This window comes from Streptomyces sp. SM11, from assembly GCF_002910905.1.
Lineage (GTDB): Bacteria > Actinomycetota > Actinomycetes > Streptomycetales > Streptomycetaceae > Streptomyces.
Genome location: NZ_NEUE01000194.1, coordinates 19439 through 34140, shown reverse-complemented (window position 1 = coordinate 34140; position 14702 = coordinate 19439). Strand labels below are relative to the sequence as shown.

The 14702-nt window shown below is 71.5% G+C and carries 10 protein-coding genes; all 10 read left to right on the top strand.

Annotated elements, in window-relative coordinates:
- Positions 1-16: 16 nt before the first annotated feature.
- The 10 genes from ligA (at position 17) to B9S58_RS18230 (ending at position 14505) form a co-directional block, all read left to right on the top strand.
- On the top strand, positions 17-2248 hold the full coding sequence (gene ligA, locus B9S58_RS18275) for an NAD-dependent DNA ligase LigA (RefSeq protein WP_103533201.1): 2232 nt from the start codon (positions 17-19) through the stop codon (positions 2246-2248).
- 349 nt (positions 2249-2597) lie between these two features.
- A complete protein-coding gene (locus B9S58_RS18270; RefSeq protein WP_103533200.1) occupies positions 2598-4772 on the top strand; it encodes a bifunctional diguanylate cyclase/phosphodiesterase in 2175 nt (724 codons plus the stop codon).
- A 126-nt stretch (positions 4773-4898) separates the two neighbouring features.
- The gene (gene gatC, locus B9S58_RS18265; RefSeq protein WP_003966094.1) at positions 4899-5195 is read left to right on the top strand and encodes an Asp-tRNA(Asn)/Glu-tRNA(Gln) amidotransferase subunit GatC; all 297 of its coding nucleotides are present in this window, start codon (positions 4899-4901) and stop codon (positions 5193-5195) included.
- 5 nt (positions 5196-5200) lie between these two features.
- Positions 5201-6703 carry an Asp-tRNA(Asn)/Glu-tRNA(Gln) amidotransferase subunit GatA gene (gene gatA / locus B9S58_RS18260; RefSeq protein ID WP_103533199.1) on the top strand — a complete coding sequence of 501 codons (1503 nt, stop codon included), beginning with the start codon at positions 5201-5203 and terminating at the stop codon, positions 6701-6703.
- Between the two features lie 5 nt (positions 6704-6708).
- Positions 6709-6948 (top strand): hypothetical protein, encoded by a 240-nt coding sequence (locus B9S58_RS18255; RefSeq protein WP_103533198.1) that lies wholly within the window; start codon positions 6709-6711, stop codon positions 6946-6948.
- Between the two features lie 17 nt (positions 6949-6965).
- Entirely contained in the window at positions 6966-8474 is a 1509-nt protein-coding gene (gene gatB, locus B9S58_RS18250) for an Asp-tRNA(Asn)/Glu-tRNA(Gln) amidotransferase subunit GatB (RefSeq protein ID WP_103533197.1), read from the top strand.
- A gap of 184 nt (positions 8475-8658) precedes the next feature.
- Positions 8659-10767 carry a phosphocholine-specific phospholipase C gene (locus B9S58_RS18245; protein WP_103533196.1) on the top strand — a complete coding sequence of 703 codons (2109 nt, stop codon included), beginning with the start codon at positions 8659-8661 and terminating at the stop codon, positions 10765-10767.
- 231 nt (positions 10768-10998) lie between these two features.
- On the top strand, positions 10999-13239 hold the full coding sequence (locus B9S58_RS18240; RefSeq protein ID WP_103533195.1) for an efflux RND transporter permease subunit: 2241 nt from the start codon (positions 10999-11001) through the stop codon (positions 13237-13239).
- Positions 13217-13774, top strand: coding sequence for a GNAT family N-acetyltransferase (locus B9S58_RS18235; RefSeq protein ID WP_103533194.1), 558 nt, complete (start codon positions 13217-13219; stop codon positions 13772-13774). Before B9S58_RS18240 ends, B9S58_RS18235 begins: the two co-directional genes overlap by 23 nt.
- 59 nt (positions 13775-13833) lie before the next feature.
- Entirely contained in the window at positions 13834-14505 is a 672-nt protein-coding gene (locus B9S58_RS18230) for a hypothetical protein (protein ID WP_103533193.1), read from the top strand.
- Positions 14506-14702 lie beyond the last annotated feature (197 nt).

Below are 14702 nucleotides of genomic sequence, written 5' to 3'. Positions count from 1 at the left end.
ACGGGAGGACGGGACCATGGTCGGCGAACAGCGGGTGGAGCAGGAGAGTTCGGTTCCGGCGGACGTGCGGGAGAAGCACGCGCTGCTGGCCGAGCAGATCGAGGAGCACCGCTTCCGCTACTACGTGAAGGACCAGCCGGTCGTCAGCGACGGCGAGTTCGACCGGCAGCTGCGCTCCCTGGAGGCACTGGAGGAGGAGCACCCGGCGCTGCGCACCCCGGACTCCCCGACCCAGAAGGTCGCCGGGTCCTACCGCACGGAGTTCACCTCCGTGGAGCACCGCGAACGCATGCTCTCCCTGGACAACGCCTTCGACGACGAGGAACTGGCCGCCTGGGCGGACCGGGTCGCCAAGGACGTCGGCACCCCCGACCACCACTTCCTGTGCGAGCTCAAGGTCGACGGGCTCGCCGTCAACCTCACCTACGAGCACGGCCGTCTGACCCGGGCGGCGACCCGCGGCACCGGCCGCGTCGGCGAGGACATCACCCCCAACGTCCGTACGATCGCCGAGATCCCGCACCGCCTCAAGGGCGAGGACGTCCCCGCGCTCGTCGAGATCCGGGGGGAGGTCTTCTTCCCCATGGAGGACTTCGAGGAGCTGAACGCCCGGCTGGTCGCCGCCGACGACAAGCCCTTCGCCAACCCCCGCAACGCGGCGGCCGGATCACTGCGCCAGAAGGACCCCAAGGTCACGGCCACCCGCCCCCTGCACATGGTGGTGCACGGCATCGGTGCCCACGAGGGCCTGAGCATCGACCGCCTCTCCGCGGCCTACGACCTCCTCCAGACCTGGGGCCTGCCCACCGCCCGGCACAACAAGGTCGTCGACTCCCTCGCCGGCGTACGGGAGTTCATCGCGTACTACGGCGAGAACCGGCACTCCGTGGAGCACGAGATCGACGGCGTCGTCGTCAAGCTCGACGAGATCCCGCTCCAGGGCCGGCTGGGCTCCACCTCGCGCGCCCCCCGCTGGGCCATCGCCTGGAAGTACGCCCCCGAAGAGGTCAACACCAAACTGGTCAACATCCGCGTCGGTGTCGGCCGCACCGGCCGCGTCACCCCGTACGCCCAGGTCGAACCGGTCGAAGTGGCCGGTTCCGAGGTCGAGTTCGCCACCCTGCACAACCAGAACGTGGTCAAGGCCAAGGGCGTCCTCATCGGCGACACCGTGGTCATCCGCAAGGCGGGCGAGGTCATCCCCGAGATCCTCGGTCCCGTCGTCGACCTGCGCGACGGCACCGAGAAGGCCTTCGAGATGCCGTCCCACTGCCCCGAGTGCGGGACGGGGCTGCGCCCCATGAAGGAGGGCGACATCGACCTCCGCTGCCCCAACGCCCGCACCTGCCCGGCCCAGTTGCGCGAGCGCGTTTTCTACCTCGCCGGGCGCAAGAGCCTGGACATCGACCACTTCGGCTATGTGGCCGCCGCCGCCCTGACCCGGCCGCTGGAGCCCGCCGAGCCCGTCCTGCGGGACGAGAGCGATCTGTTCGCCCTCACCATCGACCAGCTGCTGCCGATCCGGGCGTACGTCCTGGACCAGGACAGCGGGCTGCCCAAGCGCGACCCGAAGACCGGCGAGGAGAAGATCGCGACGGTCTTCGCCAACCAGCAGGGCGAGCCGAAGAAGAACGCCGTCGCCATGCTGGAGGGCATCGCCGCCGCCAAGGAAGCGCCCCTCGCCCGGATCCTCACCGGGCTCTCCATCCGGCACGTCGGGCCCGTCGCCGCCCAGGAACTGGCCCGCCAGTTCCGCTCCATCGACCGCATCGAGGAGGCCACCGAGCAGGAGCTGGCCGATGCCGACGGCGTCGGACCCACCATCGCCGCTTCGGTCAAGCAGTGGTTCGCCGAGGACTGGCACCGCGAGATCGTGCGCAAGTGGCGCGAGGCCGGAGTGCGGATGGCGGACGAGGGCTCCGACGAGGACGCGGGCCCCCGTCCCCTCGAAGGACTCACCGTCGTCGTCACCGGCACCCTCACGGGCCACACCCGCGACGGTGCGAAGGAGGCGCTCCAGACCCTCGGCGCGAAGGTCGCCGGATCGGTGTCGAAGAAGACCGCCTTCGTGGTCGTCGGCGACAACCCCGGCTCCAAGTACGACAAGGCGATGCAGCTGAAGGTGCCCGTGCTGGACGAGGACGGATTCGCGATCCTGCTCGAACAGGGACCCGAACGTGCCAAGGAGGCGGCCCTGCCCGTCCCGGAAGCCACGCCCGGGACCGGCCCGGGCGACAGCGGGGAGTAACCGCCCGCCAGACCGGCGTTCGCCCACTGTTCTCCGGATCGAGACGCCATCGAGACGCTGCCCCGGCGTGGCGCGGCCCGAGCGGGGAAGGAAACGGGGCAGAGGAGTGAAGAAGGGGTCGCCGGTCCCCGAATGGCCCTGCCGCACCACCTGTTCGGGCCAGTAGCAGATAGTGACGGGTGGTCGGTTCGCATTCGGGCAAGAGCTGTAGAGCGCTGCCCCTGGAAGCCTTTCGCGGCCTACTGTTGAGAAGTGCGCCTTCCGTGCACGGCTGCTCGACAGGGCCGTGGCGCCACGGGAGCGGGCGCCACCGAGGGCCATCGGCACCGCCGGCTGTGAGAGGGACGGAATGAAACCGACCGAGAGCGCCGCACCGGTGTCGCGGCTGCAAGGTTTCGTCGGCCTCACGCCCCCCGTGGGCGCCGTCGTCGTGGGGATCGCCGCGTTACTGCTGGCGGTCGGGTCCTACCGGACCGTGTCGCAGGGGCACGCGCTCTTCCCGGACGGGGTGGTGGGCTGGTCCCTCGCCGTGCTCACCGGGATCATCGTCGGCCATCTGGTGGCGCTCGGCCGCGACCGGTGGTGGGGCGGCACCGGCTCCGGGGCCGCCCTCACCCTCGCCGTGCTGCTGCTGTACGGCTGGCTGCCGGCCGTGCTGGTCAGCCTCGCCGTCGTGGTGCTCGTGGGGACCGCACGCCGGCACCGCTGGTGGCAGGGGCTGCTGCACGGTGGCGTGGACATGCTGGGCATCGGCGCGGCGGCCCTCGTCCTGGCCGCCTTCGGCGAGGTGCCCACCGTCGAGGAGCCCTGGCAGCCACTCGACTGGGGCATCGCGGCCGCCCCGGAACTGCTCCTGACGGCGTCGACGTATCTGCTCGCTACCCGGGTCCTGCTGTGGTACGCCCAGGCCCCGCACAACGGCGGGCTGCCCACCATCGCCCGTACGGCGATGCTGCGGCAGGGGCTCGTCGCCGTCGCGCTCCTCGGGCTCGCCCCGCTGATCTGCGCCGTCGCGATGTCCATGCCCGTCCTGCTGCCGCTCTTCGCGGTGCCGCTGATCGCTCTCGACTCCACGCTCTGGATCGCCCGCGCCCGCGCCGAGGAGCAGCTGCGCGACCCGCTGACCGGGCTGCCCAACCGCCAGTGGCTGCTGGAGCGCACCTGGCCGGCGCTGGAGGACGCGGAGAGCATCGGCACCCGCTCCGCGCTGGTCCTGATCGACCTGGACCGCTTCCGCGCGGTCAACGACACGCTGGGCCACCTGGCCGGCGACCGGCTGCTGCTGCAGATAGCGGAGCGGCTGCGGCTCGCCCTGCCGCGTGACGCGGAGGCCGCACGGCTCGGCGGCGACGAGTTCGCCGTCCTGCTGCCGCACACCGACTCGACCACCAGCGCCCAGCAGGTCGCCCGCCACCTGGTCGCCGAGCTGTCCTCGCCGCTCGACCTCGACGGGCTGACCCTCGTCCTGGAGGCCAGCGCAGGGGTCGCGGTCTACCCCGACCACGCCCTGGACGCCGAGGGCCTGCTCCGCCGGGCGGACGTCGCGATGTACCAGGCCAAACGGGACCGCACAGGCGTGGAGGTCTACGAGTCCAAGCGGGACAGCAACACCCCCGACCGGCTCGGGCTCCTCGGCGACCTGCGCCGGGCGCTCGACGCGAGCGAGGTCGAGCTGCACTACCAGCCCAAGGTCCGTTTCGACGGGCAGGTCGCCGGCCTGGAGGCGCTGGTCCGCTGGGTGCACCCGGAGCGCGGCCGGGTCCCCCCGGACGAGTTCATCGCCATCGCCGAGTCCTCCGGCCTGATGCCGCACCTCACGGAGTACGTCCTGGAGACGGCGCTCGCCCAGGTCGCCCGCTGGCGGGCGCAGGGCCTGTTCGTGCCCGTCGCGGTCAACGTCTCCCCGCGCGACGTCCACACCCCCGGCTTCGCGGGGGGCGTCGCCGCCCGGCTCGCCCGCCACGGTGTGCCCGCGGGAGCGCTCCAACTGGAGATCACCGAGCATGTGCTGCTGGAGGATCCGCAGCGCGCCGCCGACACCCTGGCCGGGCTCACCGCGCACGGCGTCAAGATGTCCCTCGACGACTTCGGCACCGGCTACTCCTCCCTGGTCCACCTGCGCAGACTCCCGGTCAGCGAGCTGAAGATCGACCGGTCCTTCGTGGCCCGGCTGGCCGTCGACCACGAGGACGCGGAGATCGTCCGCTGCACCATCGACCTGGCCCACTCGCTCGGCCTGGTCGTCGTCGCCGAGGGCGTCGAGGACGACGAGACGTGGGAGCGGCTGCGGGACCTCAGGTGCGACGCGGTGCAGGGCTGGCTGGTGGCGGCCGCGATGCCGCCCCAGGAGACGACGGCCTGGCTGCGGGCGCGCGGCGAGCACGGCTGGCGGCGGCCCGCGGAGCTGAAGGCCCAGGCGGCGGCCGCGGCCGCCGCCGGATCGGCGGCCGGCTCGATGAACGCGTCGCTGAACGGCGCGGTGAACGGTGCGGTGAACGGCACGGCGGAGACCGAGAGCCCCTGAAAGGCGCCCGGCCGGACAGGGCCGCGCCGCCGGAAAGGCATGGGCGGATCGGGGTGGGGCACCCGTCCCCGGGGGACCCCATAGGATTGGGGCCAAAACCACACACCAACCCCTGAGGATCGCTGCATGCCTGGCATCACGCGCGAGGAGGTCGCCCACCTCGCCCGGCTGGCGCGTCTGGAGCTGAAGGGCGAAGAGCTCGATCACTTCGCCGGTCAGCTCGACGACATCATCGGCGCGGTCGCCCGCGTCTCCGAGGTCGCCGACCAAGACGTACCGCCGACCTCCCACCCGCTGCCGCTGACCAACGTCATGCGCGCGGACGAGGTCCGTCCGTCGCTCACCCCCGCGCAGGCGCTCTCCGGCGCCCCGGCCCAGGAGCAGCAGCGTTTCAAGGTGCCGCAGATCCTGGGGGAGGACTAATCGCCATGACGGACATCAGCACCATCATCAAGCTCACCGCGGCCGAGATCGCCGGGAAGATCGCCTCCGGCGAGCTGACCGCCGTCGAGGTCACCGAGGCACACCTGGCCCGGATCGACGCGGTCGACGAGAAGGTCCACGCCTTCCTGCACATCGACCGCGACGGCGCGCTCGCCCAGGCCCGTGCCGTGGACGCGAAGCGGGAGGCCGGCGAGAAGCTCGGCCCGCTGGCCGGCGTCCCGCTCGCGCTGAAGGACATCTTCACCACCAAGGACATGCCGACCACCGTCGGTTCCAAGATCCTTGAAGGCTGGGTCCCGCCGTACGACGCGACGCTCACGCAGAAGCTGCGCGCCGCCGACGTCGTCATCCTCGGCAAGACCAACATGGACGAGTTCGCCATGGGGTCCTCCACCGAGAACAGCGCCTACGGCCCCACCGGCAACCCGTGGGACCTCACCCGCATCCCCGGCGGCTCCGGCGGCGGCTCCTCCGCCGCCCTCGCCTCCTACGAGGCCCCGCTCGCCATCGGCACGGACACCGGCGGCTCGATCCGCCAGCCCGCCGCCGTCACCGGCACGGTGGGCGTCAAGCCCACCTACGGCGGCGTCTCCCGCTACGGCATGGTCGCCTTCTCGTCCTCCCTCGACCAGGGCGGGCCCTGCGCCCGCACGGTCCTGGACGCGGCGCTGCTGCACGAGGCCATCGCCGGGCACGACCCGCTGGACTCGACGTCCATCGACGCGCCGGTCCCGCCGGTCGTCGAGGCCGCCCGCAACGGCGCCGTACAGGGCATGCGCGTCGGCGTCGTCAAGCAGTTCCGCGGCGAGGGCTACCAGGCCGGTGTCCTGAAGCGCTTCGACGAGTCGGTCGAGCTGCTGAAGTCGCTGGGCGCGGACGTCGTCGAGCTGGACTGCCCGTCCTTCGACCTGGCGCTCTCCGCGTACTACCTGATCGCGCCGTCCGAGTGCTCCTCCAACCTGGCCCGCTTCGACGCCATGCGCTACGGCCTGCGGGTCGGCGACGACGGCACGAAGTCGGCAGAGGACGTCACCGCGCTCACCCGCGAGGCCGGCTTCGGCGACGAGGTCAAGCGCCGCATCATCCTGGGGACGTACGCACTCAGCTCCGGCTACTACGACGCGTACTACGGTTCGGCCCAGAAGGTCCGCACCCTCATCACCCAGGACTTCGCGAAGGCCTTCGAGCAGGTCGACGTGATCGTCTCCCCGACGACCCCGACCACCGCCTTCCCGATCGGCGAGCGCGCCGACGACCCGATGGCGATGTACCTCGCGGACCTGTGCACGATCCCCACCAACCTGGCCGGCAACTCCGCCATGTCGCTGCCCTGCGGCCTGGCCCCGGAGGACGGTCTGCCGGTCGGACTGCAGATCATCGCCCCCGCCATGAAGGACGACCGGCTCTACAAGGTCGGAGCGGCCGTCGAGGCCGCGTTCGTGGAAAAGTGGGGGCATCCGCTGCTTGAGGAGGCTCCGTCGCTGTGAGTGCCATGGCAAAGAAGGCCAAGAACTTCAAGAAGTCCAAGACGGGCGTGTACATCGCGCTCGGCAGCACCGCGTTCGGCGCGATCAGCGTCGCCAAGCAGGCGAAGCTCGCCCGCAACGACAACGACATGCTGCGGCTCGTCGACGCGGCGGTCTCCGCGGCCGCCATCGTCACCGGACTCGCGATCCTCTATCGCGAACTGAAGCGTCTCGGCGACGGCAACGATGATGTACTGCTGGGCTAGAGAGGGAAAGTTTCACCGTGACTGTCACTGACCTGGTGTCGTACGAGGACGCGCTCGCGTCCTACGACCCCGTCATGGGCCTCGAAGTCCATGTCGAGCTCGGCACCAAGACCAAGATGTTCTGCGGCTGCTCCACGGAGCTGAAGCAGGACGCCAACTCCCAGACCTGCCCGGTCTGTCTCGGACTGCCCGGCGCGCTGCCGGTCGTCAACGAGATCGGCGTGGAGTCGGCCATCAAGATCGGTCTCGCGCTCAACTGCGAGATCGCCGACTGGTGCCGCTTCGCCCGGAAGAACTACTTCTATCCGGACATGCCGAAGAACTTCCAGACCTCCCAGTACGACGAGCCGATCGCCTTCAACGGCTATCTGGACGTCCAGCTGGAGGACGGCGAGATCTTCCGGGTGCAGATCGAGCGCGCCCACATGGAGGAGGACACCGGCAAGTCGACGCACGTCGGCGGCGCCACCGGCCGTATCCACGGCGCGTCCCACTCCCTGCTCGACTACAACCGGGCCGGTATCCCGCTCATCGAGATCGTCACCAAGCCGATCGAGGGAGCCGGCGCCCGCGCCCCCGAGGTCGCCAAGGCGTACGTCGCCGAGCTCCGCGAGCTGATCAAGGCGCTCGGGGTCTCCGAGGCGCGCATGGAGATGGGCCAGATGCGCTGCGACGTGAACCTGTCGCTGCGCCCGCACGGCCGTGAGGCGTTCGGCACCCGCTCCGAGACGAAGAACGTGAACTCGCTGCGTTCCGTCGAGCGGGCCGCGCGCTTCGAGATCCAGCGGCACGCCGCCGTGCTGTCCTCGGGCGGCACGATCGTGCAGGAGACCCGGCACTTCCACGAGGAGGACGGCTCCACCACGGCCGGCCGCATCAAGGACAACGCCGAGGACTACCGCTACTTCCCCGAGCCGGACCTGGTGCCCGTGGCGCCGGCCCGCGAGTGGGTCGAGGAGCTCCGCAAGGGCCTCCCCGAGCTTCCCCGGCTGCGCCGGGCGCGGCTCAAGGAGGAGTGGGGCGTCACCGAGCACGACATGCAGTCCATCCTCAACGCGGGCGCGGTCGACCTGATCGTCGCCACGACCGAGGCGGGTGCCCCCTCTGACCAGGCCCGCAAGTGGTGGATGGGCGAGCTGGCCCGTAACGCCAACGAGACCGGCCGCGCCATCGACGAGCTGCCGATCACCCCGGCGCAGGTCGCCCGGGTGGCCGCGCTCGTCGCCGTGGGCGACCTCAACGACAAGCTGGCCCGCCAGGTCATCGAGGGCGTCCTCGCGGGCGAGGGCGACCCGGACACCGTCGTCGAGAAGCGCGGCCTGAAGGTCGTCTCGGACGAGGGTGCGCTGTCCACGGCCGTGGACGAGGCCATCGCGGGCAACGCGGCCATCGCGGACAAGATCCGCGGCGGCAAGGTCGCGGCGGCCGGCGCGCTCGTCGGCGCGGTCATGAAGGCCACCCGCGGCCAGGCGGACGCGGCGCGCGTGCGCGAGCTGATCCTGGAGAAGCTCGGCGTCGAGGGCTGATCTCCGGCCGATCGCGTCCCGAAGGGGCGGTGCACCCGCGCAGTGCGGGCGCACCGCCCCTTTACGCGGTTGGACTTCCGGTCCGACCTCTTGGACGTTCACCACCGGTCCGTACGCAGTCCTTCCCGATGCCACCTGGGCTGACTAGCTTCCCGGCTGTAACCACCGGAACCAGGAGGCTCTTTTGACCACGGACATGTCACGGCGACGGCTCTTCGCGCTGGGCGGCGGCGCACTCGGCGCCGCCGCGGCCGGATCGTTCCTGCCGCCCTCGCTCCAGGCCGCCATCGCCGCGCAGCCCGCCCACGCGGGGTCCGGCGGGGGAGGCCTCGGCGCCATCAAGCATGTGGTGATCCTGATGCAGGAGAACCGTTCCTTCGACCACTACTTCGGCACCCTGCGCGGAGTTCGCGGCTTCGGCGACCGTAACGCCATCGAGCTGCCGACCGGCGGGACGGTGTTCGAGCAGCCCGGCGCGGACGGCTCCGCCGTGCTGCCCTTCCCGGTGCGCGGGGCGGCCGAGGAGCAGAAGAAGGACCTCCAGTACATCGGCGCCCTCGACCACTCCTGGAACGGTGGCGCGAAGGCCTGGGGCGGCGGCTGGATGAACGGCTGGATCAGCGCGAAGACCGCGGCCACGATGGCGTACTACGACCGCCGTGACATCCCGCTCCACTACGAGCTGGCCGACACCTTCACCGTCTGCGACGCCTACCACTCCTCGATCCACACCTCCACCAGCCCCAACCGCAACCACCTCTGGAGCGGGAAGACCGGCTTCGAGGCCAACGGGAAGCGGGCCGTCGGCAACGACGCGTACAGCGAGGGAACCCACCCCGGCTACGACTGGTCCACCTACGCCGAGCGGCTGGAGAAGGCCGGGCGCAGTTGGCGGACGTACACCGAGTGGGAGAACTTCACCGACAACCAGATCGAGTTCTACGCCACCTTCAAGGCGATCGCCCGCAAGGCGCTCGCCCGGACCGGCGGCCACACCTACCTGGAAGCCTTCTACGCGAAGGTCCGGGGCGCGTCCGAGGCCGAGCGCGAGCGGCTCCTCGGGCTGCTGGAGGAGGGCGTCGCCACCCTCACCTGGCGCGAACGCAGCCTGTTCGAGCGGGGGCTGCGCCGGGTTCCGACCGGAACGCTGGCGGAGGAGTTCGCCAAGGACGTGGCGGCCGGGACCCTGCCCGCGGTCTCCTACCTGGTCCCCTCGGCGATCGACTCCGAGCACCCGAGCGTCTCCTCGCCGGTGCACAGCGCCACCGTCGTCTACAAGATCCTCGACGCGCTCGGCAAGCACCCGGACGTGTGGCGGCACACCGCCGTGCTGATCAACTACGACGAGAACGACGGCTTCTTCGACCACGTCCCGCCGCCCGTCGCACCCTCCGAGGTCACCGACGAGCAGTGGGAGGGCCGGCCCACCGGCCTCGGGATCCGGGTGCCGCTGCTGGTCGTCTCGCCGTGGACCGTCGGCGGGTACGTCTGCTCCGAGGTCTTCGACCACACCTCCGTCATCCGCTTCCTGGAGCGCTGGACCGGCGTGAAGGAACCCAACATCAGCGACTGGCGGCGCCGCGTCACCGGTGACCTCACCTCCGCCTTCGACTTCAACCGGCCCCGGCGGCAGCCCGCCGTCGAGCAGCCGGGGGCGATCCCGCCCTTCAGCGGACGCTGGCGGCCGAGGCCGCCCGCCGTGCAGCAGCTCCCCGAGCAAGAGCCCGGCGCACGCCCGGCGCGCCCGCTGCCCTACCAGCCGGACGCCCGGGCGCGGCGGTCGGGCGACGCCCTGCGGGTGGAGCTGGCCAACACCGGCCGGTCCTCGGCGCACTTCGCGCTGTACCCGTACGCGGGCGAGTTCCCGGCCCCGCAGCACAAGGACGTCCGGGGCAGCGCGCACTGGACCGTCCCGCTGACGGGCGAGGCGTACCGCTTCACGGTCACCGGGCCGAACGGCTTCCGGCGCGAGTTCGCGGGACCGGCCGACGGGGGAGCGGAGGTCGCCACGCGCATCGACCACCGCGACCGCGATCTGCACCTCACTCTGCGCAACACCGGCCGCCGGACCCTGACCTTCCTGGTGCGGCCGCTCGGCTACGTCGACGAGGACGACGTACGGGACTGGACCCGCCGCGTCAAGGTCAAGCCGGGCCGCAGCCGGGCGCTCGTGCACTCGGCGGCCGACGCCCACGGCTGGTACGACCTCGCCGTCACCGTCGACGGGGAGGACGGCTTCCGGCGGCGGCTCATGGGACACATCGAGAACGGCCGGGCGAGCGTCTCCGGCTGACCGGGCCCGGCGACGGTCACGTCCGGTGGTCACGTCCGGTGGTCACGTCCGACGGTCACAGGGCTTGATCCATCCCAGGTAGGGAACAGATCAAGCCCTGTGACCATGACCACGAAACGGACAAAGGATCACGTTCTGCTGACAGAGTGGCGGTCTCAGGTCATGAGACGTTTGCGGACAGATCGCGTTATCTGTGGGTAAAGGTCCACGAACCCGCAGGGAGCTCATACGTTGGCTGCCATCGCCCGCTGGTGCATCAGGCACCGCCTCGTCGCCGTCCTCATCTGGCTCGCCGCCCTCGGCGGAACCGCCGCCGCGGCGGGCTTCGCGGGTTCGGCGTACTCCAACGACTACGAGGTCCCCGGCACGGAGTCCGGCCGGGCCACCGAGCTCCTCTCGCGCGGCTTCACCGACCTCGGCGGCGACACCGACACCGTGGTCTGGCACACCACCGGCTCCACGGTCCGGGCCACCGATGTCGAGCAGACCATGACCCGGACGCTCCACGCGATCGAGGAGCTGCCGGGCGTCGGCGCGGTCACCGGCCCCTACGGAGGCACCGGCCCCGGCCAGATCAGCGAGGACGGCCACACCGCCTACGCCACGGTCACCTTCGACCGCCCCGCCGACGAGATCCCCGCCTCCCAGGCACAGGCCCTCGTCGACACCGCGAAGACCGCCGAGGCCGACGGGCTCCAGGTCGAGCTGGGCGGCACCGCTGTCGCCCTCACCGAAGCGCCCTCCGTCCACCTCGCCGAGGGCATCGGCGTCGTCGTCGCGGCCGTCGTGCTCTTCCTCGCCTTCGGCTCGCTCGCCGCCAGCCTGCTGCCCATCGCCACCGCCCTGGTCTCCGTGGGCACCGCCTACGCGGGCATCGTGCTGCTCGGCCACGTCATGACCGTCGCGGACTTCGCCCCGATGCTCGGCATGCTCATCGGGCTCGGCGTCGGCATCGACTACGCGCTGTTCATCGTCACCCGGCACCGCAGAGGGCTGCGGCGCGGGATGTCCGTCGACGAAGCGGCCCGGAACGCGGTCACCACCACCGGCCGCGCCGTCGTCTTCGCCGGGGCCACCGTCTGCATCGCCCTGCTCGGCATGCTGATCCTGCGGCTCGGCTTCCTCAACGGCGTCGCCATCGCCGCCTCGCTCACCGTCGTCCTCACCGTGATGGCCTCGGTCACCCTGCTGCCCGCCCTGCTCTCACTCATCGGGATGCGGGCGCTCAGCCGCCGCGAGCGCGGGCAGCTCGCCGAACACGGACCGCGGCCCGAGCTGCCCACCGGCTTCGCCGCCCGCTGGTCCGCCTTCGTGGAACGGCACCCCAAGCTCCTGGGCGGGATCGCGGCCGTCGTCATGCTGGTGCTCGCCCTGCCCGCGCTCGGCCTCCACCTGGGCACCTCCGACCAGGGCAACAACCCGGCCGGTGCCACCACCCGGCAGGCCTACGACCTGCTCGCCGACGGCTTCGGGCCCGGCGTCAACGGCCCCCTCACCATCGCCGCCCAGCTCGACGGCGCCGACGACCGGCTGGCGCTGGACTCGCTGCCCGAGAAGCTGCGCACCACCGACGGCGTGGCCTCGGCCGGCCCGGTCACCTACAACAGCGCCGGCGACACCGCCTTCCTCACCGTCGTCCCCGACTCGTCCCCCCAGTCGCAGGACACCAGCGAGCTGGTCGACCGGATCCGGGGCGAAGTGCTGCCGCCGGTCCAGGACAAGACCTCGCTGGAGGCCTACGTCGGCGGGGTGACGGCGAGCTACGACGACTTCGCCGAGATCATCGTCGGCAAGCTGCCGCTCTTCGTCGGCGTCGTCATCGGACTCGGCTGTCTGCTGCTGCTCCTGGCCTTCCGGTCCATCGGCATCCCGCTCAAGGCCGCCGTGATGAACGTGGCCGCCGTCGCCTCCTCCTTCGGCGTCGTCGTGGCCGTCTTCCAGTGGGGCTGGGGCAGCGAACTGCTCGGCCTCGGCAGCGCCGGGCCCATCGAACCCTTCCTTCCCGTGATCATGGTCTCGGTGCTCTTCGGCCTCTCCATGGACTACCAGGTCTTCCTGGTCGGCCGGATGTACGAGGAGTGGCTGGAGACCGGCGACAACCGGCGCTCCGTCCGGGTCGGCCTCGCCGAGACCGGCCGGGTCATCAACTCCGCCGCCGTGATCATGATATCCGTCTTCCTCGCCTTCGTGCTCAGCGGCGACCGGGTCATCGCCATGTTCGGCATCGCGCTGGCCACCGCCGTCGCCCTGGACGCCTTCGTCCTGCGCACCCTGCTGGTGCCCGCCCTGATGCACATGCTCGGCGGGGCGAACTGGTGGCTGCCGGGCTGGCTGGAGAAGCGGCTGCCCCGGATCAGCATCGAGCCGCCCGACTGCGTACCGCTCCATGCGAAGATCCCGGGGGCGCGCGCCACGGAGGAGGGCGTCGCGCAGTCGGAGGAGGAGCACGATGTTCACCATGTCCCTGGGTGACGACAAGGCGGAGCTGCGCCCACTGGAGCCCTGGCGGGCCGAGGATTTCCTGGCCCATCTGGACCGGGCCCGGGAACTGGTCGACCCGTGGATCCCGTTCGCCTCGTACGCCACCGACCTGGACTCGGCCCGCGCCCTGCTCCAGCGGTACGCGGACAAGCAGGCGGCGGACACCGGGCGGCTGTACGGGATCTGGCTGGCGGACACCCTCGTCGGCGGCGTCCTCTTCCCGTCCTTCGACGCCGAGCGGGGCAACTGCGAGATCGGCGTCTGGCTGGAGCCCGCCGCCCAGGGCCGCGGCCTGATCACCCGCGCCGCCGAGCGCCTGATCGACTGGGCGGTGCACGAACGCGGTATGCACCGCGTGGAGTGGGACACCTCCCCCGGGAACACCCGGTCGATCGCGGTCGCCGAGCGGCTCGGGATGACCCGGGACGGCGTGCTCCGGCAGAGCTACCTCCACCGGGGGGAGCGGCACGACTCGGAGATCTGGTCCGTGCTCGCCCCGGAATGGCGGGCCCGCACCGGGCGCTGAGCCCCGTCGCGGCCCCGGCGTTAAGAGGGCTCTCATCCGGGCCGCCTAGCGTGCGCCGCATGAACACCACCCCCTCCAGGACGACGACCCCGCCCACGACCACCCCGCCCGCCGGGACGACCGACCCCGCCGAGGGCACCGCCGACGCCGTTACGGAGGAGGCGACCGCGCAGGACTCCCCGGTGAAGGAATCCGAGCCGGAGGACGCCCCCGGTACGCGGTTCGACGCCGCCGACCCCACGACAGCCTCCAACGACATCGCCGAGCAGGACGACGACGGCGACGACGACCTGGAGCCCGACCACTTCGACGAGGCCCGGCACGGTATCGGTGCGGGCGCGGCCGCCGTCGTCTCCGCAGCCCTGGGCGTCGTCGCGCTGACCGGAACGTGGACCGGCCGGGTCGCCGCCGAGCGCGAGACGCTCATCGGCCAGATCAAGACCTCCGGCGGCGGCAGCGCGTCCCAGCAGATCTCCGAGATCTACGGGGACGCCTGGCACACCACCGCCCTGGTCAACGGCGTCTTCGCCGTCCTGGCCCTGCTCGTCGGCGTCTTCGTCCTGGTCCGCCCCGCCTTCGGCGCCCCCTTCGAGAAGCCGCAGCCCACCTGGATCCGCGCGTTCGCCCTGGCCGGCGTCGCCCTCGGCGTGCTCGGCGTCCTGATCTCCGCGGGCATGTACTTCGACCTCTTCGCTGCGCTGCCCAGCGCGGGCGCCCCGGCCGCCGGCTGACCCGGGACCGGACCCCGTACGGCACGGGCCTTAAGGCCCCCGCCCACCCCTAGGACACGGGGTGAGCCGGCCCAGGGCAGGCCCTAAGGCCCCCACCGCCGCGAAGATGCGGAACTCGCCCGATGCGGCGCCCCTCCTGGCCGACGACTGTGGACACACAGCGAACACAGGTCCTCGGCCGACCGGCCGGGCACCCC

Bases quoted from the DNA above. Each gene is read 5' to 3' on its own strand.
- ligA (WP_103533201.1), top strand. From the start codon at position 17: ATGGTCGGCGAACAGCGGGTGGAGCAGGAGAGTTCGGTTCCGGCGGAC.
- B9S58_RS18270 (WP_103533200.1), top strand. From the start codon at position 2,598: ATGAAACCGACCGAGAGCGCCGCACCGGTGTCGCGGCTGCAAGGTTTC.
- gatC (WP_003966094.1), top strand. From the start codon at position 4,899: ATGCCTGGCATCACGCGCGAGGAGGTCGCCCACCTCGCCCGGCTGGCG.
- gatA (WP_103533199.1), top strand. From the start codon at position 5,201: ATGACGGACATCAGCACCATCATCAAGCTCACCGCGGCCGAGATCGCC.
- B9S58_RS18255 (WP_103533198.1), top strand. From the start codon at position 6,709: ATGGCAAAGAAGGCCAAGAACTTCAAGAAGTCCAAGACGGGCGTGTAC.
- B9S58_RS18235 (WP_103533194.1), top strand. From the start codon at position 13,217: ATGTTCACCATGTCCCTGGGTGACGACAAGGCGGAGCTGCGCCCACTG.
- B9S58_RS18230 (WP_103533193.1), top strand. From the start codon at position 13,834: ATGAACACCACCCCCTCCAGGACGACGACCCCGCCCACGACCACCCCG.